Origin of the sequence: Haemophilus sp. HN_Hi10 (assembly GCF_049821985.1) — a bacterium.
Classification (GTDB): Bacteria; Pseudomonadota; Gammaproteobacteria; order Enterobacterales; family Pasteurellaceae; genus Haemophilus; species Haemophilus influenzae_D.
The window spans coordinates 1003392-1025457 of the sequence record NZ_CP187495.1 but is presented as its reverse complement, the minus strand read 5'-3'; the positions used below and the strand labels follow the sequence as shown (position 1 = coordinate 1025457).

Below are 22066 nucleotides of genomic sequence, written 5' to 3'. Positions count from 1 at the left end.
CCTACTTATCGTTGAAAAATATCGCTTAGGGTAATTGAAATGTTACCCTTTAGGTAAGACAAAAGTTCCCCAAAGGAGAACTACTATAACTATGATCAACCGTGGGTATACCTACCCGCGGTTACAGAATATCGCCTAGGGTAAGTATACCCTAGTTTAACTAAATATTACCCCTTTGGGGTAGAAATTACGTTCCCCAAAGGGGAACAACTATAACCATAATTAACCGTGGGTATACCTACCCTCAGTAAAATACCTTTATTTTTTACCGCACTTTTTAAAAGATTATTCTGTAATTAATGCAATAGCTGCTTCTTCCGTTTCTTGCACTTTAGCCATTTCTTGGAACTCTTGTGCATCCATAATATCTTGATTAATCAAACCTTTTTCGATTTCACGCAATGCAATAACTGTTGGTTTGTCATTATTTTCTGGCACTAACGGCGCACTTTGGTTAAGTTGTAATTGTCTTGCACGACGCGCAGCCGTTAAAATTAAATCAAAACGGTTACCAATTTTTTCTACTGCATCTTGCACAGTAACACGAGCCATAATTTACTCCGATTTGTCAAAAATTACTCTATTGAAAGGGCGTTATAATACTCAATTTCGCCTTATTTGGCTAGTAGCTGTTGAATTAACATTGCATTTTGTTTTTGCTGATAATTTTTGGTTAAACGTTCTGCTTGCAAAATACTTTGCAAATCTTTTAATGCTTTCTCGAAATCATCATTCACAATAACATAATCATATTCGTCATAATGCGAAATTTCACTTATCGCTTTTGACATTCGTTCAGCAATAACCTCTTCACTATCTTGCCCACGACCAATTAAACGACGTTCTAATTCAGGCAATGAAGGCGGTAAAATAAAAATGCTTTTTACTGAAGGCACTTTTTTACGGATTTGTTGAGCGCCTTGCCAATCAATATCTAAAAATACATCAATGCCTTTTGCTAAATTTTCTTCAATCGCAGGTAAAGAGGTTCCATAATAATTTCCACCAAAAACTTTGGCATATTCTAGAAATAAATCTTGCTCAATGAGTGATTCAAACTCTTCTTTTGATACAAAATAATAGTGTACGCCTTCAACTTCACCAGGGCGTGGGGCACGGGTCGTATGGGACACAGAAACCATTTTTTGAGTTGAACTATCTGATGCCAATAACGCTGAAATTAATGAAGATTTTCCCGCACCACTTGGTGCAGATAAAATATAAAGATTACCTTGAGACATAGATCATTTAACCTTTTCTAACAATTTCAGTCTATTATGCAGATTTCTCTATAAAAAATCATCAAAAGTGCGGTGATTTTTTACGGTACTTTTTCATTCTAATGATGATTTGATATAGATCACAAAAAAGTAGTAGGGTTATAGTTTTATAAAAATGCTCGTGCTATACTCTACAACACAATCTTACTGAGTAAGTAGTATTACTCAAAGCGAACAGATTTGTTTAACTTAAATAAAAGGTGAAAATCTTATGGCAATTAAAATTGGTATTAACGGCTTTGGTCGTATCGGTCGTATCGTATTTCGTGCAGCACAACACCGTGATGACATCGAAGTTGTAGGTATTAACGACTTAATCGACGTTGAGTACATGGCTTATATGTTGAAATATGATTCAACTCACGGTCGTTTCGACGGCACTGTTGAAGTGAAAGATGGTAACTTAGTGGTTAATGGTAAAACCATCCGTGTCACTGCAGAGCGTGATCCAGCAAACTTAAACTGGAGTGCAATCGGTGTTGATATCGCTGTTGAAGCGACTGGTTTATTCTTAACTGATGAAACTGCTCGTAAACACATCACTGCAGGTGCGAAAAAAGTTGTATTAACTGGCCCATCTAAAGATGCAACCCCTATGTTCGTTCGTGGTGTAAACTTCAACGCATACGCAGGCCAAGATATCGTTTCTAACGCATCTTGTACAACAAACTGTTTAGCTCCTTTAGCGCGTGTTGTTCATGAAACTTTCGGCATCAAAGATGGTTTAATGACCACTGTTCACGCAACGACTGCAACTCAAAAAACTGTGGATGGCCCATCAGCTAAAGACTGGCGCGGCGGCCGCGGTGCATCACAAAACATCATTCCATCTTCAACAGGTGCGGCGAAAGCAGTAGGTAAAGTATTACCTGCATTAAACGGTAAATTAACTGGTATGGCTTTCCGTGTTCCAACGCCAAACGTATCTGTTGTTGATTTAACTGTAAACCTTGAAAAACCAGCTTCTTACGATGCAATCAAACAAGCAATCAAAGACGCAGCTGAAGGTAAAACTTTCAATGGCGAATTAAAAGGCGTATTAGGCTACACTGAAGATGCAGTTGTTTCTACTGACTTCAACGGCTGTGCTTTAACTTCTATATTTGATGCAGAAGCAGGTATCGCATTAACTGATTCTTTCGTTAAATTGGTATCTTGGTACGATAACGAAACCGGTTACTCAAACAAAGTATTAGATTTAGTTGCTCATATCTACAACTACAAAGGCTAATTAAAACTTTGAAAAAATTAACCGCTCTTCGGAGCGGTTTTTTATTATCTAGAATTTAATTTACGATCTAAAAATGAACGAGGGATCACTAAAAATAATTTAAAATAATCAATATTCTTCTAGCTTTTATTCTTATTTAAGATTATATTAGCGTACAACTGTTCGCTCAATTAAAATCAAAAATAGGGTTAATATGAATCTCGATCTCCATTTTGTTCATCGTATTCAACAACAAGCCAAAACTCGTGCAAATATGACCGCACTTCGCTATAAAGAACGAGGCTTGTGGCGAGACATCTCTTGGAAAAATTTTCAAGAGCAACTCAATCAACTTTCTCGTGCATTGCTTGCTCACAATATTGGCGTACAAGATAAAATCGCTATTTTTGCCCATAATATGGAACGTTGGACGATCGCTGACATTGCGACCTTACAAATTCGAGCAATCACAGTACCTATTTACGCAACCAATACAGCCCAGCAAGTAGAATTTATCCTAAATCACGCCGATGTAAAAATTCTATTCGTCGGAGATCAAGAGCAATACGATCAAGCATTGGAAATTGCTCATCATTGTCCACAATTACAAAAAATTGTGGCAATGAAATCCACCATTCAATTACAACAAGATACTCTTTCTTGCACTTGGGAAAGTTTTATTGAAACAGGTTCAAACGTACAACAAAATGAACTAACCCAACGCTTAAACCAAAAACAATTATCGGATTTATTTACGATTATTTATACCTCAGGCACAACGGGAGAGCCAAAAGGTGTCATGTTAGATTACACTAATCTCGCACATCAATTAGAAACGCATGATCTTTCACTTAATGTGACAGATCAGGATATTTCACTTTCTTTCTTACCCTTTTCGCATATTTTCGAACGAGCTTGGGCGGCTTATATTCTTCATAGAGGTGCAATACTTTGCTATTTAGAAGACACCAATCAAGTGCGGTCAGCTTTAACAGAAATTCGCCCAACTTTAATGTGTGCCGTACCACGTTTTTACGAAAAAATTTATGCCGCCGTATTGGATAAAGTTCAAAAAGTACCAAAACTTCGCCAAATAATGTTCCATTGGGCAATTTCCGTAGGACAAAAACATTTTGATTTACGTGCGAATAACAAAGCTATTCCGTTCTTATTGAAGAAACAATTTGCTTTAGCGGATAAATTAGTACTCTCAAAACTTCGCCAATTATTGGGTGGGCGTATAAAAATGATGCCTTGCGGAGGAGCAAAATTAGAACCGGCTATTGGGTTATTTTTCCACGCCATTGGTATCAACATCAAATTAGGCTATGGCATGACAGAAACAACTGCAACCGTTTCTTGCTGGCACGATTTTCAATTTAACCCAAATTCAATAGGAACACTGATGCCAAAAGCGGAAGTTAAAATTGGGGAAAATAATGAAATCCTCGTGCGTGGCAAAATGGTAATGAAAGGCTATTACAAGAAGCCAGAAGAAACGGCTCAAGCCTTTACAGAAGATGGTTTCTTAAAAACTGGCGATGCGGGAGAGTTTGACGAACAAGGCAATTTATTTATTACCGATCGCATTAAAGAATTAATGAAAACCTCAAACGGTAAATATATCGCGCCACAATATATCGAAAGCAAAATCGGTAAAGATAAATTTATCGAACAAATTGCGATTATCGCCGATGCAAAAAAATATGTATCTGCACTGATTGTGCCTTGCTTTGATAGTTTGGAAGAATACGCTAAACAGCTCAATATTAAATATCATGACCGTTTAGAATTACTAAAAAATTCTGACATTCTGAAAATGTTTGAGCAGCGTATTAATGCGGTGCAAAAAGAATTGGCCCATTTTGAGCAAGTAAAAAAATTCACGTTACTTTCTCAAGCATTCAGCATTAAATTAGGCGAAATTACACCAACATTAAAATTGCGTAGAAAAGTGATTTTGGAACGTTATCGCAAGCAAATTGAAGCAATGTATCATTCACAAGAAGCATAACCAAAAGGCTCTCAATTGAGAGCCTTTCTTTTCTAATTATTCAGGAAACTTTTCTTCTAAAATCAATGCAAGTCCATCTTCATTATTGGTTGCCGTAATCACATTTGCCACTTGTTTAATTTCATCTGGCGCATTTCCCATTGCCACTCCAAGCCCTGCGTGTTGTAGCATATCCAGATCATTAAAATTATCGCCAAATGCAATCACTTCATTAGTTTGTACGCCAAAATAATCTTCCAAAAAACGCACCGCACTTCCTTTGGTTGCATTCTTGTGCATTACCTCTAAAAAGTTAGCATGGGAACGACAAATACTCAGATGTGGAAATTTTTCCTTTAAAATAATTTCAATCTCAATGATTTCTTCTGCTTCCCCAATAATTTGGATTTTATGCGGCGAACCTGTTGCTATTTCATCAAAAGGATGAATTTCAATTTTGGTGACGCTGCGTTCATAAATCACCCATTTATTTTCTACATCACGAGCATGGCAATCATTATTTGTATAATAATTCACGCCAAGCAAAGGGTGATCCGCCAAAACGGCATTAATATCTAAAATATCTTTGGGATCGATTTGTACGCTATAAATTGGTTCAAGATGTTGATTCAAAATAAGCGCGCCACTAAATGCAACAAGTACATTATTCGTTTCAAGCTGTTTCCAATAAGGCAAAATCCCCAAAGGAGAACGTGCCGAAATTGGCACAAAAGGAATGCCATTCGCCGTTAAACGCTTAATTACCGCAACAGTTCTAGGGGAAATGGTATGTTGAGAAGTTAATAAGGTGCCATCAAAATCACTAAATACTGCTTTATACATCATTACTCCGAATAAAATTATTTCTCTGCTAGATAAGGATCATCAAAGCCTAATCCTTGCATAATTTGAGTTTCTAAACTTTCCATTTCTTCCGCTTCATCGTCTTCAATATGATCATAGCCTAGTAAATGTAAGCTACCATGCACGACCATATGCGCCCAATGCGCCATTAATGGTTTCTCTTGTTCTGCGGCTTCTCTCTCCACGACTTGACGACAAATAACAAGATCCCCTAGCAACAGCAACTCCACTTCATCGGGGCATTCAAATGGAAATGAAAGCACGTTAGTCGGACGATCCTTGCCACGATAAGTTAAATTTAATTCGTGGCTTTCGGCTTCATCCACAATACGAACCGTCATTTCGACTTCATTGTCCTCAGGCTGAACAGCCGCCGTTGCCCACTGAACAATTTGTTCTTCTGCTGGTAAACCCTCTATATTTTCTGTGGCAATTTGCAAATCAACCAATATACTTCCCATTTTACTCTCCTAAATTCTTTTCAATTTCTGACCGCACTTTTTGCACCTATTGAATACATATAACAAACGCGTGAACTTATGACTATTCTTGTGTGTAAAAATAAAGCGAACTAACAACAAGCCCAATTACTCTCCACAAATTAATCTTTTCTTAATATAAAACATATATCGTAGGATAAATATGAAAATCAAACTATTCCCTCTATATAGACAAAATCATCCCCTGCACATTTTACACTCCATTTTCGAAGCAAACTGAAAAATATTCGCTATAGTTGATTTTTATGCTTAAATTTTTAACCACTCTCACTGGATTAGTTAAACACAAGGATATGTAGGATGCAACTAGACACTTATCCACAATTTCTATAAATTAAAATTAATTTTGTGTTTTGAAGTAAACACAATTACAACAACTAACCCATAATACCGCTTGCTTATTAAGCAAAAATGCGTATTATAGCCGTCTATACGTCAATACATCCAAATTTAAAAGATAAGAGAGAAAATATGTCTAGCTATTTATTTACATCTGAATCTGTCTCTGAAGGGCATCCAGATAAAATTGCCGATCAAATTTCTGATGCAGTACTTGATGAAATCCTAAAACAAGATCCAAAAGCACGAGTAGCTTGTGAGACCTACGTAAAAACCGGTATGGCATTGGTGGGTGGGGAAATCACAACCTCTGCGTGGGTTGATATTGAGAATTTAACCCGTAAAGTGATTTGTGATATTGGTTATGAACATTCTGAAATGGGTTTTGATGGCCATTCTTGTGCAGTGCTTAATGCGATTGGTAAACAATCTGTAGATATTAACCAAGGCGTTGATCGTGAAAATCCATTAGATCAAGGCGCAGGCGACCAAGGTATTATGTTTGGTTATGCCACCAATGAAACGGATGTATTAATGCCTGCAGCTATTACTTATGCACATCGTTTAATGGAAAAACAAGCTGAAGTGCGTAAAAGCGGTAAATTAGCATGGTTGCGCCCTGATGCGAAAAGCCAAGTAACGTTAAAATATGAAGATAATAAAATTGTTGGTGTGGATGCGGTTGTGCTTTCTACTCAACATTCTGAAGAAGTTAGCCAAAAAGACTTACACGAAGGTGTGATGGAAGAAATTATCAAACCTGTATTACCAAGTGAATGGCTTTCTAAAGAAACAAAATTTTTCATTAACCCGACTGGCCGTTTTGTTATTGGTGGACCGGTGGGGGATTGTGGTTTAACTGGTCGTAAAATTATCGTCGATACTTACGGTGGTGCCGCTCGTCACGGTGGTGGCGCATTCTCAGGAAAAGATCCCTCTAAAGTAGATCGTTCTGCGGCTTATGCAGCACGCTATGTCGCAAAAAATATTGTGGCAGCTGGTTTGGCAGATCGCTGTGAAATCCAACTTTCTTATGCGATTGGTGTGGCTGATCCAACATCTATCATGATCGAAACCTTTGGAACTGGAAAAGTTGCGAATGAATTATTAGTATCGTTAGTGCGTGAATTTTTTGATTTACGTCCTTATGGCTTAATTAAAATGTTAGATTTAATTCAACCAATCTATCGTGAAACGGCAGCTTATGGTCATTTCGGTCGTGAGCAATTCCCTTGGGAAAAAGTGGATCGTGCAGCAGAATTACGTGTTGCAGCAGGTTTAAAATAATAGGCTTGAATTTTTAGTTTGAAAGGCTTATATTGGAAAGGCAACAAGGTTTCTTGTTGCCTTGACTGATAAGTGTTACCAAGCTGGCGAGCTATACAGTAACAAAATAAATATGATGACGATTATAAAGATAATTTTCATCAATTTTGTCTCCCAATCAGTGTTAAAACAAACTGATCGAGATGATTGCATTACCTGCCCCCCCCAGTCAGGCAATAACGTACCTGACCAACCACTGATCATTCTATCATATAAAAGCCGCTTATCTAGCGGTTTTGCTTTTACCTATGACATCAATATCATTAATTCCATTCCGTCACTTAAAAATGCAAGTGCAACGCAAATTGAATCAATCCTTGCAACTGGCAGAGGCTTATTTTAAGCGAAAGTTTACAATGCCTGAGGTAAATTATGAGTTGCGTGGCATAAAGGCAGGCGTGGCTTACCTACAAAAAAATGAAATAAAATTTAACCGCACTTTGTTATTAGAAAATGCAGATGAATTTATTCGACAAGTCGTGCCACACGAGCTTGCGCATTTGATTGTGTATAAAATGTTTGGTCGCGTAAAACCACACGGGAAAGAATGGCAATTTGTAATGAATGAAATTTTTAAGCTGCCTGCAGATACCTGTCATCAATTTGATATAAAAAATGTGCAAGGTAAAACCTTTGAATATCGTTGTGCGTGCCAAACCCATTTTCTAAGTATTCGTCGGCATAACAAAATAATGAAAGAAAACATCGAATATTTGTGTAAAAAATGTAAGGGAAAATTAATTTTTGTCGATGAAGACGAATAATTTTTGTGATATATTTTCTCAGTTTATTCAATAAATAAAAGGATTATCCAATGAAAAAATCTTTATTAGCAGTTATTGTTGGTGCATTTACCTTTGCTTCTGTTGCAGATGCGAATATCTATGCTGAAGGCGATATCGGTTTATCTCAAACTAAAGCAAACGGTAGTAATAATACAAGAGTTGAACCTCGTGTATCCGTGGGTTATAAAGTAGGAAATACACGCGTTGCGGCTGATTATACACATCACGGAAAAGTTGATGGCACAAAAATTCAAGGTTTAGGTACTTCGGTATTTTATGATTTTGATACAAATTCTAAAGTGCAACCTTATGTTGGTGCTCGTGTAGCGGCTAATCAATTTAAATACACCAATCGCGCAGAACAAAAGTTTAAAAGTTCTTCTGATATTAAGCTCGGCTATGGTGTTGTAGCAGGTGCGAAATATAAATTAGATGGCAACTGGTATGCAAATGGCGGTGTTGAATACAATCGTTTAGGTAATTTTGATAGTACCAAAGTTAATAATTATGGCGCAAAAGTTGGCGTGGGTTACGGATTCTAATTTTTAGAATACAAAAATCTTTTTTATAAAACACTTTAATTTAACGGTGATCGTTTAAAACAATCACCGTTATTTATTTTTGGATTATTTCAATAGGCTAAAACCCAAAACTTACCCCAGTTGCAGCACCCACACCGTTATTGGTATCAGCAGCGCCAAAAAGGCTAATCATACTGAAACAATTTTATTTTGAGCTATTTGTTTTTCTTTTAGATTTCCTTCATCTGTAACAAGTTGAGCATCAAGTGCGGTCAGTTTTTTCTCAATTTCTTCGAGTTCTTTTTTATTTTTCTCTGAATCGTTATTATTTGCCGCATCAGATGTCATCGTTATGCTATGTTTAGTTTCTAATTCGCTACGACGAGCCTTTAGCTTATTCAAATTTGCTTCAGCTTTTTCTTTGGCTTCTTTGGCTTTCTGTACATCTTCGGCTTTCAGTTTTTGACTGTTTGAACTTGTACTATTCATTTTGTTTTGCAATGTAGTATACGCAGTCTTTCGAGAATTAAATGTACTGTTTGCAGCAGGGATTTCTCCCTCGATCAAATTTCGCAATTCTGATAACTCGCTGTATTTTTCTACATCCTTTTTAAATGTCTCTTTTGCCTTATCGATGCCTTCTTGCATAGATTCTGATTCAGTTTTCAATTGTCCTTTTAGGGTATAATAATTGTCTGAGTTTACCTCTGTATATTCTCCACTGAAATTTTGTTTGTCATCACGTTTATCCTTTTTTGATTTTGAGATATATAAAATTAACGTGCTTTTAACAAATTACTATATACAACCTGTAGTAATTAATATTAAATTATCAGAGATTCGATTTCTCGCTAAGGTAGTCTTTTTATTGGGCGAATAATTGTTTAACAAATAATAGTTCTTGTCGTTCAAATTCTTCATTGGTAATCGGTGCGCTAGCTCTTTCAAGCATAGTAGAAAATGTGCTATCGCCCATATCTGCTCCTTCAATTTGATTACTGATATGGGCTTCTTTTAGGGCTTTAATACGTTGTTCTATAATTTGCTCAAAATTCATTATTTTCCTCGTTAATACTATATTTTGGAAAAGTATAGCACAAGGCAAAGATATGACGAAGTAGCTTTTACTTTTCAATTAAAAAATCCCAACCTAGGTCGGGATTTAAAAATCACTAAAAATTTTACCGCACTTTATGCTTTGGTTACTTCAAAACGTTCAAATGCCAATACTTTTTTCTCTAATTTACGTAGTAATAAAGTCGCAATGCCTGTGATTATTAAATAGATACCGCCCGCAATGCCGTAAATTGTCAGTGCGTCATATTCTGTACCATAAAGTTGGCGTGCGTAACCCATAATATCCATAATGGTAATGGTGGAAGCTAATGCCGTGCCTTTAAATACCAAAATAATTTCGTTACTGTAAGACGGCAATGCGCGTTTTAAAGCGTAGGGAATTAAGATTTTGAGTGTCTGTAATCGGCTTAATCCTAACGCTGCACAACTTTCCCATTGTCCTTTATGAATGGCTTTTACTGCACCGTGAAATAATTGGGTGGAATAAGCTGCACTATTTAGTGCTAAAGCTAATGTGGCACAGAACCACGCATTGGATAAGAAAAACCATAATGGGCTGTCAATAATCCATTGAAATTGACCGGGCCCCGCATAAATTAAAAAGAACTGTACTAACAGTGGCGTGCCTGTGAATAAAGTAAGGTATAAATTGACCGCACTTTTTATCCATTTATTTTCCATTGAAAGTAAAAAAGTAAGAAATAAGGCTAAAAAGAAAGCAATCAGTAAGGATACGACAGTAAGTAGTAAACTCGTTGGAATCCCTTGTGCGATCACAGTTAAATATTCTTGAAACATTATTTCACGCCCCTTTCAAAACGAGTAAAACGCAGCTCTAATTTTCGAATACCAACTTGGCTAATTAATGTTACCGCTAAATAAATTAACGCAGCAATACCGTACCAAGTAAAGGGTTGATGTGTATTGGCATTAATCAGATCCGCTTGGCGCATCAAATCATCTACGCCAATTAATGAAACTAATGCTGTGTCTTTTAGTAATACAAGCCATTGATTGCTTAAACCTGGTAAAGCGTGACGCCATACTTGTGGCATAACAATGTGAATAAAGGTATAGCTTTTGCTTAAACCTAACGCTGCACCTGATTCCCATTGTCCTTTTGGTATGGCTTGAATTGCGCCGCGTAATGTTTGTGAAGCATAAGCCGCAAAAATAAGAGAAAGCGCAAACACACCACAGCCAAATGCCCCAAATTCAATGTATTCTCCTGTTAGCATTTCTACTAATTCAGTAGAACCAAAATAGACAAGTAATACAACAATAATTTCGGGTAAGCCACGTAATAATGCCACAAATATTGTCATCGGCTTGCCAACAAAACGATTTGCTTCAAGTGCGGTAAAAATTAGGCTTAAAAATAAGCCTAAGATCAATGAACAGACCGCAAGCCCTAAAGTCATTAGGGCAGCGGTAAACATTAAAGAAAGAAAGTCAGAAAACATAAATTATTTTGTCATCCATTTATCATAGATTTTTTGGTATTCGCCATTCGCTTTAATTGCAGCTAAACCTTTATTTAGTTGTGCCGCCAAATCTTTGTTTGATTTGTGCATTGCAATCGCTATCCCGTTACCAAAATATTTTTTATTGGTTACTTTTTCGCCTATAAATTGAATTTCTGGCTCTTTGGAAATCATATCGGAAAGCACTGCGGTATCGCCAAAAATAATATCAATCCGACCGCTCTTTAAGTCTAAAATAGCATTTTGTAAAGTTGAATAGGATTTTGGAGTATATTGCTTGGTCTCCGCTACGGTGTATTGTTGGAATGTTGTGCCATTTTGAACACCTATATTTTTTGCGCTCTCTAAAGTTGCTTTGCCTTTAAGAGCAACATAGCTTGCTGTGCTGTCGTAATATGGATCAGAGAATAGCACTTGTTTTGCACGAGCATCAGTAATATCAATAGCGGAAATTGCCGCATCAAAACGTTTTGCTTTTAAATTTGGAATTAACGCATCAAAGGCTTCGCTCTTGAATTTACAGGTTGCTTGGATTTCTTGACAAATTGCATTTGCCACATCCACATCAAAGCCGATAATTTCGCCTTTTTCATTTGTGGTTTCAAATGGTGGATAGCTAGGTTCCATTGCAAAAGTGAGTTCTTGTGCGTTTGCAGCAACAGATGATCCCAATAAAATGGCAGTTAATAATGTTTTTTTCATCGTAAGCTCCTTATTTCTAGTGAGAAAGATAGTGTTTAAATTGTTCGGTTTTCGGATTTTCAAAGCAATCAGCCGATCCCATTTCGACGATTTTACCTTGTTCCATATACACCACTTTAGTTGCTACTTTTTGTGCAACATTGACTTCGTGGGTTACAATCACTTGCGTAATGCCAGTTTCTTGTAATTCTTTAATAATATCTACAACTTGTGCTGTAATTTCTGGATCTAATGCAGCCGTTGGTTCATCAAATAATAGAACTTGTGGCTTCATCATCAGTGCGCGCGCTATTGCAACACGTTGTTGTTGCCCACCTGACAAATGTAATGGAAAGCGATCAGCAAGTTGTTCTAAACGTAAACGTTTTAACAATTCCATTGCATCAGTTTTCGCTTCACTTTCACTCACACCACGCACTTTCATTGGTGCTTCAATTAAGTTTTCAATTACCGTTAAGTGCGGCCAAAGATGATATTGTTGAAACACCATTCCTACATCTTGGCGTAATTGTCTGATTGCTTTGGGATTTGCCATTGCATTGGATAAATTAAATTCATTGTTTGTAATGCTTAATTCGCCAGATTTTGGCACTTCTAACAAATTTAATGTGCGAATTAATGTGCTTTTGCCTGCGCCACTTGGGCCCAGCAACACAACGGTATCGCCCTCTTCAGCTTCAAGGTTAATATCAAATAACGCTTGTGATGAACCGTAAAAGAAATTGAGATTTTTAACACGAATAGCCATTTTTCTTCTCTATGCTTTATAAGATGAAAAAATATTACATTTTTATGCATAATTATGCAAATGCTATTAATAAAAAATCCCAAAAAAATTTGGGATTTTAAAAACTTGATTGAAATCAACCGCACTTTAGGCTTGTTTTGCCATTTCAAACTCAATTAACATCATTAAAATATGAATGACTTTGATATGGATTTCTTGAATACGATCTGCATAACTGAAATGGGATACGCGAATTTCAACATCTGCTAATCCTGCCATTTTTCCGCCATCTTTGCCTGTCATCGCAATCACTTTCATTCCTTTTGCTTTTGCCGCTTCAATAGCATTTAAGATATTTTTTGAATTGCCTGAAGTTGATAAACCGAATAACACATCGCCTTTTTGACCCACCGCTTCAACATAGCGTGAAAATACATATTCATAGCCAAAATCATTACTTACACAGCTTAAATGGCTTGCATCTGAAATCGCAATAGCGGGATAACCAGGGCGATTTTCACGATAACGACCAGTTAATTCTTCTGCAAAATGCATCGCATCACAGTGCGAACCGCCATTACCACAAGAAAGCACTTTTCCGCCTTGCTTGAAACTGTTGGAAATTAATAATGCGGCTTCTTGAATTAATTTAATGTTATTTTCATCAGCAATAAATTTGTTTAACACATCTTGTGCTTCCACAAGTTCTGCTTTGATTTGATCTAAATACATTGATTGCTCCTTTTAGCATAAAATTGCGATGGCATTGTATAGCAGATGAAGATTCTTCGCTAGCGTAAATAAAAATTCATCTTTTTTCGATGAAATGATGATTTTTTGCGATTTAGATCGAAAAAATAAGTTTGAATGGTTGGGGATTTTTCAAGATATGTTTATCTTGCGTAAACTTATTAGCCTTTTAATTTTCAAAAACACAATGAAATTTTACCGCACTTTGTTACTTTTCTTGGCGAGTTCTTTTGCTTTTGCTAACTCAGATTTAATGCTTCTTCATACCTACAATAATCAACCCATAGAGGGTTGGGTAATGTCTGAAAAGTTAGATGGCGTACGCGGTTATTGGAATGGAAAGCAATTATTAACCCGACAGGGGCAACCTTTATCGCCGCCCGCCTATTTCATTAAGGATTTTCCGCCTTTTGCCATTGATGGCGAATTATTTAGTGAGCGAAATCATTTTGAGGAAATTTCATCCATCACAAAATCTTTCAAAGGCGAGGGTTGGGAAAAACTTAAATTGTATGTTTTTGATGTACCTGATGCAGAGGGGAATTTATTTGAGCGTTTAGCTAAATTGAAAGCGTATTTAGTTGAATATCCCACAACTTATATTGAAATTATTGAGCAAATTCCTGTTAAAGATAAAACCCATTTATATCAATTTCTTGCACAAGTCGAAAATTTGCAAGGCGAGGGCGTTGTTGTACGCAACCCCAATGCTCCTTATGAACGTAAGCGAAGCTCACAAATTTTAAAATTAAAAACAGCACGAGATGAAGAATGTACAGTCATTGCACACCATAAAGGCAAAGGACAATTTGAAAATGTGATGGGTGCTTTAACTTGTAAAAATCATCGGGGAGAATTTAAAATCGGTTCGGGTTTTAACTTAAACGAACGAGAAAATCCCCCTCCGATAGGATCTGTGATTACTTATAAATATCGAGGTCTTACGAATAATGGAAAACCTCGATTTGCAACCTATTGGCGAGAGAAAAAATGAGCCTATTTATTAGTCTGACAAAATGAATTTAATCAATATGGAAACAAGCGATTAATTTGCCATCAGTATGTTGCTCTAAGTGCGGTTGATTTTCACGGCATTTTTCTGTCGCTTTCCAACAACGAGGATTAAATGCACAGCCTTTGGGCGGATTAATCGGACTTGGCAATTCGCCCGTCAGCTTTATACGTTCACGGCGCAAGTTTGGCGACAAACGTGGTGTCGCTGAAAGTAACGCTTTGGTATAAGGATGTTGAGGATTAGAGAAGATTTGCTCTGTTGTTCCTTTTTCGACACAACGACCTAGATACATTACCATCACTTCATCAGCGATATGTTCTACCACAGAAAGATCGTGTGAAATGAACACGTAAGACAAGCCTAATTCATCTTGTAAATCCATCATTAAATTCAGTACTTGCGCACGCACGGAAACATCCAATGCAGAAACAGGTTCATCGGCAACGACAACATCAGGATTTAACATTAAACCACGTGCAATGGCGATGCGTTGGCGTTGTCCACCTGAAAACATATGGGGATAACGGTCATAAAATTCAGCTCGCAATCCCACTTTTTCCATCATCGATAAAACTTTTTCTCGCCGTTCTTTGGCGGAAAGTTTTGTGTTGATAATTAATGGTTCTTCCAAAATTGAACCAATCTTTTTACGTGGATTTAATGACGCATAAGGGTTTTGGAAAACAATCTGAATTTTTTTACGACGTAGTGCTTTTGTTTCAGAATCATTTTCTAAAAAATTATGCCCTTTGTAATACAGCTCGCCTTCGGTTGGTTGTTCAATCATGGTTAGTAAACGTCCTAGCGTTGATTTTCCACAACCAGATTCCCCCACGACAGCTAAAGTTTTACCACGTTCAAGCTGAAAAGAGACACCGTCTAAGGCTTTTACTTGCTGTGTTTTTGCAAACAAGCCTTTTTTTACAGGGTAATATTTTTTTAAGCCAATCGCATTTAATAATGGCGCATTTTCTTTTATTTCATTCGTCATTATTAAGCTCCTTGATATTCAACGGGATTGCCTTGCTCGTTCAGCGGAGTATGGCATTTTACTTTACGCGAACCGATCTGATGCAATAGAGGTTCAACTTGGCGGCAGTATTCAGTGGCATAAGGGCAACGAGGATTTAATAAGCAGCCTGTTGGGCGATCGTATTTTCCAGGTACTACACCTTGTAATGACGCTAAGCGAGATTTTCCTTCTGCAAATTCTGGTAATGAACGTAACAAGGCTTGCGTGTAAGGATGTTTTGGATCGCGGAAAATATCTTTTGCGGTGCCTTCTTCAACGATTTGTCCAGCATACATCACGATAATTCGATCAGCCGCTTCTGCCACAAGTGCTAGATCGTGAGTAATCAAAATTAGGGACATACATTCTTTCTTTTGTAATTCAAGTAAGAGTTCCATAATTTGTGCTTGAATAGTCACGTCCAATGCGGTGGTTGGCTCGTCAGCAATCAATAATTTAGGTCTGCAGGCAATTGCCATCGCAATCATCACACGTTGGCTCATACCGCCAGAAAGCTGATGGGGATAAACATTCATTCGAGATTCAGGATCTGGAATACCAACCAATCTTAAAAGCTCTAAAGTGCGGTCTTTTCTCGCCTTTTTTGTGCCACCCTCGTGAGTTTTTAACGCTTCCATAATTTGGAAACCCACAGTATAAGCTGGATTTAAACTTGTCATCGGATCTTGGAAAATCATCGCAACATCAGCACCAATAAGCTGACGTTTGGCTTTATGATCTAAAGTAAGTAAATTTGTGTTTTCAAATTGCAAGGATTCTGCCGATACACGCCCAGGATGATCAATTAATCCCATAATTGCGAGAGAGCTAACAGATTTCCCTGATCCCGATTCTCCCACAATGCCAAGCACTTCGCCTTGTGCAACTTGATAGCTGATACGATCCACTGCTTTAAATGGCGTTTTTTTATCGCCAAAGTGAACAGAAAGTTCTTTTACGTCTAATAATGCCATTCTGTTTTCCTATTGTTTGAGTTTTGGATCAAGGGCATCACGCAAGCCATCGCCCATTAAGTTGAAAGCTAATACCAAAGATAAAATCACTAAACCGGGAATTGTAACCAACCAGTTTGCCGCTTGCATAAAACCACGTGCTTCTGAAAGCATTGTGCCAAGTTCTGGTGTTGGCGGTTTTGCCCCAATGCCTAAGAAACCAAGTGTCGCGAGTTCTAAGATCGCATTAGAAATACCCATTGTCATTTGCACAATTAAAGGGGCTAAACAGTTTGGTAAAATCACAATAAACATGAGGCGTAAAATACCTGCACCAGCCACTTTAGATGAAGTCACATAATCACGATTTTTTTCATTTATCACGGCTGCTCGAGTTAAACGCACATAGCTAGGAATTGACACAACGGCGATAGCTAAAGTGGCGTTGGCGAGTGATGGCTCTAAAATAGAGACGACCACAATCGTCAAAAGCAAGTTTGGAATCGCGAGCATAATATCAATTAGGCGAATGATAATTGTATCTAGCACGCCGCCATAATAGCCAGAAATCAAGCCAAGACTGGTGCCAAAGGCACAGGATAGCAATACGATGACAAATCCCGCAAAGACGGAAATTCGTGTTCCGTAAATGATGCGCGAAAGAATATCTCGCCCAATATCATCTGTCCCGAGTAAATAGGCAGGATTGCCGCCCTCATACCAAGCGGGAGGCAGTAAAAGTGCGGTACGATTTTGCTCCGTTGGATCAAAAGGCGCAATATAAGGCGCGAGAATGCTGATTAAGGCAACCAGTAAAATAAAGATTAAGCCAATTAGCGCACCACGATTTTGTTTGAAGTAAAACCAAAATTCTTGCAAGGGCGTTTTCGGCGCGAAAGTTGAAGGCGTGTCAGACATAATTTCTCCCACAATTAATGACGGATACGCGGATTGACCACGCCGTAAAGTAAATCGACGGTTAAATTTACCACAATAATAATCGTCGCAATAATCAGTACAGAACCTTGTAATACTGGATAATCACGGGCTTGAATAGCATCAATAATCCATTTTCCAATTCCTGGCCAAGAGAAAATGGTTTCGGTGAGAACTGCACCAGAAAGCAATTGACCTACAATTAATCCCACTACAGTAACAACAGGAATTAACGCATTACGCAATGCGTGAACAATAACAATTCGAGTATAGCTTAAACCTTTTGCTTTTGCCGTGCGAATGTAATCTTCGCCTAATACTTCCAACATCGCAGAGCGTGTCATACGAGTAATAATGGCAAGAGGAACTGTGCCTAATACGATGGCAGGAAGAATTAGAGATTTCACTGCATTTTCAAAAGCACCAGAAACACCTGAAAGCCAGCTATCAATAAGCATAAATCCTGTTGGTGTATCGATCCAAAATTCATTATCTAAACGTCCGCCTTGCGGTAAACCAAGTTGTGGCGAAACATATAAAATTAAAATTAAACCCCACCAGAAAATTGGCATAGAATAACCTGTGAGCGATGCTACTGTAACCGTGTGAGAAATCCAACTGTCTTTTTTTACTGCGGCAATTGTGCCTAAAATAACGCCGCCTAATAATGACCAAAATAACGCAAAAAATGCTAATTCAGCGGTAGCAGGAAAAAGCGTAAAAAATTCACTAAGAACAGGTTGTTGAGTGCGGAACGATGCACCGAAATCCCCCTGCAACACATTCCCGATGTAATTGAAATATTGTTGGTATAAAGGAAGATCTAAGCCTAATTGATGCATCATTTGTTGATGTGCTTCTGGCGTTAAGCCACGTTCCCCCATCATAATTTCCACAGGATCACCAGGAATAAAATGCACAAGGGCAAAGGTAATAAAAGTAATGGCAATAAAAGTAGGGATCACCATTAAGATACGTTTGAAAACAAATTTAAACATTCCAGCACTCAATAGACAATAAAAGTGCGGTAAAAATCCACCGCACTTTTCAAAAAAAAATTCATCGGTAAAAAATAAAACGCTTCTGGATTCTACCGCACTTTTTCCAGTTTTGCCAAATGCGCAATAAGCCATTTAATGCCTTGTGCTTGGAAAGCAATTTGGAGACGCGTATTGTTATCAGAACCTTCAACATTAATCACTGTGCCGAAACCAAATTTTTCATGTTTGACTTTTTGTCCCATTTTCCATTCATTTTTACTTACAGGGGATACCGACCCGACTTTTGCAAGGTTCATTGCTCGAGTGACTGTCCCTCGTAAACGAATTTCTTGAATACATTCTTGCGGTAATTCTGCAATAAAACGCGATGGTAAATGACGTTCTTCTTTTGCATATAATCGACGGCTTTCTGCATAAGAAATTGTCAGTTTTTTCTTCGCGCGAGTAATACCAACATAAGCTAAACGACGTTCTTCTTCTAAACGTCTGGGTTCTTCAAAAGAACGAAAACTTGGGAATAATCCTTCTTCTACGCCCACCATAAATACACGAGGAAATTCTAAGCCTTTCGCAGAGTGTAACGTCATCATTTCTACACAGGATTGATGCGGAGAGGCTTGTTCTTCGCCAGCTTCTAAGGAAGCGTGAGTTAAAAAGGCAGTGAGTTCGGTCATTTCTTCCGCATCATTAGGTTTAATAAATTCACGGGTTGCGGTAACTAATTCTTCCAAGTTTTCAATACGCACTTCGCCTTTTTCGCCTTTTTCTTGTTGATACATTTCATATAAGCCCGAATGTTTAATCACAAAATCAGTTTGTGCGAAAAGTGGCATTTCTGCGATATCAAGTTGTAATGAATTAATTAATTCTTGGAAACGTAATAAGGCTGTTGAGGCTCGTCCAGCCAACATATTTTCTTGTGTTGCGACTTGTACTGCTTGCCATAAGGTAATTTGGCGTTCGCGTGTTAAGTTACGCAATATATCTAAAGTGCGGTCGCCAATGCCACGGGTTGGCGTATTAATTACACGCTCAAAAGCCGCATCATCTTGACGATTATTAATCAAACGAAGATAGGCTAACGCATCTTTAATTTCTTGACGTTCAAAGAAACGCATACCGCCATAAATACGATATGGAATTTGACAACGAATTAAGGCTTCTTCAATAACCCGTGATTGACTATTACTACGATAAAGTACAGCGCAATCATCAAGTTTTCCGCCATTTTCTACCCAATCCTGAATTTGTGAAGCAACGAATTTTGCTTCGTCTAATTCATTAAAGGCAGCATAGATGCCCACGGGATCGCCTTTTTCACCCTCTGTCCATAAATTTTTACCGAGACGATCACTATTGTTTGCAATCAATTCATTTGCGCTGTTTAGGATATTGGCGGTAGAACGATAGTTTTGTTCAAGACGAATGGTTTCTGCTTTGAAATCTTTCAAGAATTTTTGAATATTTTCAATTTGTGCGCCACGCCAGCCATAAATAGATTGATCATCATCGCCCACAATCATTACTTTGCCTGTTTTTCCTGCGAGAATTTTGATCCATTTATATTGGATTTTATTGGTGTCTTGAAATTCATCTACCAAAATATGCTGAAAACGTTGTTGATAACGTTGCAAAATCAATGGTTTTTTCTCAAATAATTCATAGGATCGAATTAATAATTCAGCAAAATCGACTAATCCTGCGCGATCGCAAGTGTCTTGATAAATCTGATAAATTTTAATCCATTCACGTTCTTGACGATCATTAAAATCTTCAATGTCGTTTGGTCGCAAGCCTTCATCTTTTTTGTTATTGATGTACCAACAAGCCTGTTTCGGCGGAAAAGCTTTCTCATCAAAATTATGTAATTTTAATAACCGTTTAATTAAACGAAGTTGATCTTCTGAATCCAAAATTTGGAAATCCTGTGGCAATCCTACATCTAAATGGTGGGCTCGCAATAAACGATGGGCAATGCTATGAAAGGTTCCAATCCACATACCAAATAATTGATGTTGTGCGTGTTTGGCAAGGGTAGATTGAATACGATGACGCATTTCTGCTGCCGCTTTATTGGTAAACGTTACCGCCATAATACTGCCTTCAGAAATATTTTCTACCGCAATTAACCAAGCGATACGGTGCGTCAATACGCGCGTTTTACCAGAGCCTGCACCAGCTAGCACTAAGTGATTACCAAGAGGAGCAGCTACGGCTTTGCGTTGTTTATCGTTAAGTCCGTCAAGTAATTCAGAAATATCCATGATGAAATTTTTATCTGTTCAAATTTACAGGAATTATAAGTCTAATTTTTTTATATCACAATCAAGAAAATCATAAACTTATCCGACTTTACAAAAATAGTATTACAACTTATATTGATTCACGGTTAGTCGGGGTGCGGACATCGCTGAGAAAATACCCGTGAACCTGAAACAGTTAGCACTGGCGTAGGAAACTAATCTCTCCTTCTTACTTAAAGGGCTGACTTACTTTTTTCTGTATTCATATAAGTAAGGATGCATCATGACACTCTCTTTTTCTTTAAAAAATTCTTTTAAATTGACCGCACTTTCCAGCGTGCTTGGTTGCGGCTTATTAGGATTAAGTTTATCAACCCCTGCTCAAGCAGAAGGCAAATTAGTGCTGTATTGCAGCGTCCAAAACACGACTTGTGAAAAAGTCGCTCGCGCTTTTAGCAAAAAATATAATGTGGACACTCAGTTTGTGCGTAATAGCACTGGGACTGTATTAGGCAAAATCAAAGCTGAAAAAGAAAATCCACAAGCAGACGTGTGGTATGGCGGTACATTGGAACCGCACTTTCAAGCACGAGATGCAGGTTTGTTAGAAACTTATCGTTCGCCTCTGCAAAAAGAAATTATGCCTCAATTCAAAAAGCTCACGGAACAACGTGGCGATACTACGTCGATTATTTATCTTATGGAGCTTGGCATTGGGATGAATGAAAAACTGCTAGCTGAAAAAAATATCGCGAAACCTCAATGTTATGCTGATTTATTAAAACCAGAATTTAAAGGGTTAATTCAATATCCAGATCCTCGAGTATCGGGCACTGGCTACACTATTCTTACAACTTTAATTGAAATTATGGGCGAAGATAAAGCCTTTGCTTATTTGAAAGAACTTGACAAAAACATTGCTCAATACACGAAAACTGGATTAGCAACGGCTAATATTTCTACGGGCGCAGCCGCTGTTGATATTGGTTTTATGCATACTTATGTGCGTGAAAAGGATAAAGGTGCGCCAGTTATTGGTACTTTACCTTGCGAAGGCATAGGCTATACGTTAGGGGCGGTCAGTATCATTAAAAATGGACGCAATTTAGAGAATGCTAAACGCTTTGTCGATTTTGTTCTTTCTGCTGAAGCCCAAGAAATTCATTGGCGTGAGGCGGATTCTTACCAACTGCCAACAAATATTCATGCCAAAGCGCATCCACATCTTTCAGAGCCAGCAAAACTTAAACTACTTGATATTGATTTCATCAAATTTGGTTCGGATCAAGAGGCGAAACGATTAATAGAACGCTGGGTTGAAAATGTGAAGGAAAGAAAAGAGTAATTG

23 protein-coding genes and 1 riboswitch are annotated in these 22066 nt (G+C 37.7%); of the genes, 7 read left to right on the top strand and 16 right to left on the bottom strand.

From position 1 onward, the window contains the following. Positions 1-285: 285 nt before the first annotated feature. The gene (rpoZ, locus tag ACPT8Q_RS05085) at positions 286-552 is read right to left on the bottom strand and encodes a DNA-directed RNA polymerase subunit omega (protein ID WP_042593663.1); all 267 of its coding nucleotides are present in this window, start codon (positions 550-552) and stop codon (positions 286-288) included. Positions 553-614: 62 nt separating this feature from the next. After that, positions 615-1241: a guanylate kinase gene (gene gmk, locus ACPT8Q_RS05080; protein WP_021035427.1), complete on the bottom strand. Its 627-nt coding sequence runs from the start codon at positions 1239-1241 to the stop codon at positions 615-617. A gap of 250 nt (positions 1242-1491) precedes the next feature. Between gmk and gap the strand changes: the two genes are divergently transcribed. Both gap and ACPT8Q_RS05070 read left to right on the top strand, forming a co-directional pair. Continuing rightward, positions 1492-2511 (top strand): type I glyceraldehyde-3-phosphate dehydrogenase, encoded by a 1020-nt coding sequence (gene gap / locus ACPT8Q_RS05075; RefSeq protein WP_050949379.1) that lies wholly within the window; start codon positions 1492-1494, stop codon positions 2509-2511. Positions 2512-2704: 193 nt separating this feature from the next. Then, positions 2705-4504, top strand: a complete 1800-nt coding sequence (locus ACPT8Q_RS05070) for an AMP-dependent synthetase/ligase (RefSeq protein WP_050949378.1) — start codon at positions 2705-2707, stop codon at positions 4502-4504. Between the two features lie 36 nt (positions 4505-4540). Here ACPT8Q_RS05070 and ACPT8Q_RS05065 read toward each other — a convergent pair whose 3' ends face one another. After that, the gene (locus ACPT8Q_RS05065; RefSeq protein WP_061671343.1) at positions 4541-5326 is read right to left on the bottom strand and encodes a Cof-type HAD-IIB family hydrolase; all 786 of its coding nucleotides are present in this window, start codon (positions 5324-5326) and stop codon (positions 4541-4543) included. Between the two features lie 17 nt (positions 5327-5343). Further along, a complete protein-coding gene (gene ybeY / locus ACPT8Q_RS05060) occupies positions 5344-5808 on the bottom strand; it encodes an rRNA maturation RNase YbeY (RefSeq protein WP_061671342.1) in 465 nt (154 codons plus the stop codon). Between the two features lie 510 nt (positions 5809-6318). On the opposite strand from ybeY, the gene metK reads away from it, so the two are divergent. The 3 genes from metK (at position 6319) to ACPT8Q_RS05045 (ending at position 8839) form a co-directional block, all read left to right on the top strand. Beyond that, positions 6319-7473 (top strand): methionine adenosyltransferase, encoded by a 1155-nt coding sequence (metK, locus tag ACPT8Q_RS05055; RefSeq protein WP_050949375.1) that lies wholly within the window; start codon positions 6319-6321, stop codon positions 7471-7473. A gap of 287 nt (positions 7474-7760) precedes the next feature. Beyond that, positions 7761-8276: a SprT family zinc-dependent metalloprotease gene (locus ACPT8Q_RS05050; RefSeq protein ID WP_050949374.1), complete on the top strand. Its 516-nt coding sequence runs from the start codon at positions 7761-7763 to the stop codon at positions 8274-8276. A 50-nt stretch (positions 8277-8326) separates the two neighbouring features. Next, the gene (locus tag ACPT8Q_RS05045) at positions 8327-8839 is read left to right on the top strand and encodes an opacity family porin (RefSeq protein WP_050949373.1); all 513 of its coding nucleotides are present in this window, start codon (positions 8327-8329) and stop codon (positions 8837-8839) included. 168 nt (positions 8840-9007) lie between these two features. Here the strand turns inward: ACPT8Q_RS05045 and ACPT8Q_RS05040 are convergent, their stop codons facing one another. The 7 genes from ACPT8Q_RS05040 to lpcA form a co-directional block, all read right to left on the bottom strand. Beyond that, the gene (locus ACPT8Q_RS05040; RefSeq protein ID WP_050949372.1) at positions 9008-9466 is read right to left on the bottom strand and encodes a hypothetical protein; all 459 of its coding nucleotides are present in this window, start codon (positions 9464-9466) and stop codon (positions 9008-9010) included. A gap of 217 nt (positions 9467-9683) precedes the next feature. Continuing rightward, positions 9684-9875 carry a hypothetical protein gene (locus tag ACPT8Q_RS05035; protein WP_050949371.1) on the bottom strand — a complete coding sequence of 64 codons (192 nt, stop codon included), beginning with the start codon at positions 9873-9875 and terminating at the stop codon, positions 9684-9686. Between the two features lie 134 nt (positions 9876-10009). After that, the gene (artM, locus tag ACPT8Q_RS05030) at positions 10010-10693 is read right to left on the bottom strand and encodes an arginine ABC transporter permease ArtM (protein ID WP_050949370.1); all 684 of its coding nucleotides are present in this window, start codon (positions 10691-10693) and stop codon (positions 10010-10012) included. Next, positions 10693-11358, bottom strand: coding sequence for an arginine ABC transporter permease ArtQ (gene artQ / locus ACPT8Q_RS05025; RefSeq protein ID WP_044330467.1), 666 nt, complete (start codon positions 11356-11358; stop codon positions 10693-10695). Before artQ ends, artM begins: the two co-directional genes overlap by 1 nt. Positions 11359-11361: 3 nt before the next feature. Next, positions 11362-12081, bottom strand: a complete 720-nt coding sequence (locus ACPT8Q_RS05020) for a lysine/arginine/ornithine ABC transporter substrate-binding protein (RefSeq protein WP_048951360.1) — start codon at positions 12079-12081, stop codon at positions 11362-11364. Positions 12082-12097: 16 nt separating this feature from the next. Next, positions 12098-12829 (bottom strand): arginine ABC transporter ATP-binding protein ArtP, encoded by a 732-nt coding sequence (gene artP, locus ACPT8Q_RS05015; RefSeq protein WP_014550906.1) that lies wholly within the window; start codon positions 12827-12829, stop codon positions 12098-12100. Between the two features lie 126 nt (positions 12830-12955). After that, positions 12956-13540, bottom strand: a complete 585-nt coding sequence (gene lpcA, locus ACPT8Q_RS05010) for a D-sedoheptulose 7-phosphate isomerase (RefSeq protein WP_050949369.1) — start codon at positions 13538-13540, stop codon at positions 12956-12958. A 205-nt stretch (positions 13541-13745) separates the two neighbouring features. Between lpcA and ACPT8Q_RS05005 the strand changes: the two genes are divergently transcribed. Next, positions 13746-14552: a DNA ligase gene (locus ACPT8Q_RS05005; RefSeq protein WP_050949388.1), complete on the top strand. Its 807-nt coding sequence runs from the start codon at positions 13746-13748 to the stop codon at positions 14550-14552. A 28-nt stretch (positions 14553-14580) separates the two neighbouring features. Here the strand turns inward: ACPT8Q_RS05005 and ACPT8Q_RS05000 are convergent, their stop codons facing one another. The 5 genes from ACPT8Q_RS05000 to uvrD form a co-directional block, all read right to left on the bottom strand. After that, a complete protein-coding gene (locus ACPT8Q_RS05000) occupies positions 14581-15564 on the bottom strand; it encodes a peptide ABC transporter ATP-binding protein (protein WP_061671340.1) in 984 nt (327 codons plus the stop codon). Positions 15565-15566: 2 nt separating this feature from the next. Further along, entirely contained in the window at positions 15567-16559 is a 993-nt protein-coding gene (gene dppD / locus ACPT8Q_RS04995) for a dipeptide ABC transporter ATP-binding protein (protein WP_044330457.1), read from the bottom strand. 9 nt (positions 16560-16568) lie between these two features. Continuing rightward, positions 16569-17456, bottom strand: a complete 888-nt coding sequence (locus ACPT8Q_RS04990; RefSeq protein WP_076773390.1) for an ABC transporter permease subunit — start codon at positions 17454-17456, stop codon at positions 16569-16571. Between the two features lie 14 nt (positions 17457-17470). Beyond that, on the bottom strand, positions 17471-18472 hold the full coding sequence (locus tag ACPT8Q_RS04985) for an ABC transporter permease subunit (protein ID WP_050949386.1): 1002 nt from the start codon (positions 18470-18472) through the stop codon (positions 17471-17473). A gap of 92 nt (positions 18473-18564) precedes the next feature. After that, complete coding sequence (uvrD, locus tag ACPT8Q_RS04980; protein WP_050949367.1) at positions 18565-20739, bottom strand: DNA helicase II; 2175 nt, start codon at positions 20737-20739, stop codon at positions 18565-18567. Between the two features lie 120 nt (positions 20740-20859). After that, positions 20860-20949: riboswitch (TPP riboswitch) on the top strand. A gap of 52 nt (positions 20950-21001) precedes the next feature. Here uvrD and ACPT8Q_RS04975 point away from each other — a divergent pair. Then, positions 21002-22063, top strand: coding sequence for an ABC transporter substrate-binding protein (locus ACPT8Q_RS04975; protein WP_050949366.1), 1062 nt, complete (start codon positions 21002-21004; stop codon positions 22061-22063). The last annotated feature ends 3 nt before the right edge of the window (positions 22064-22066 follow it).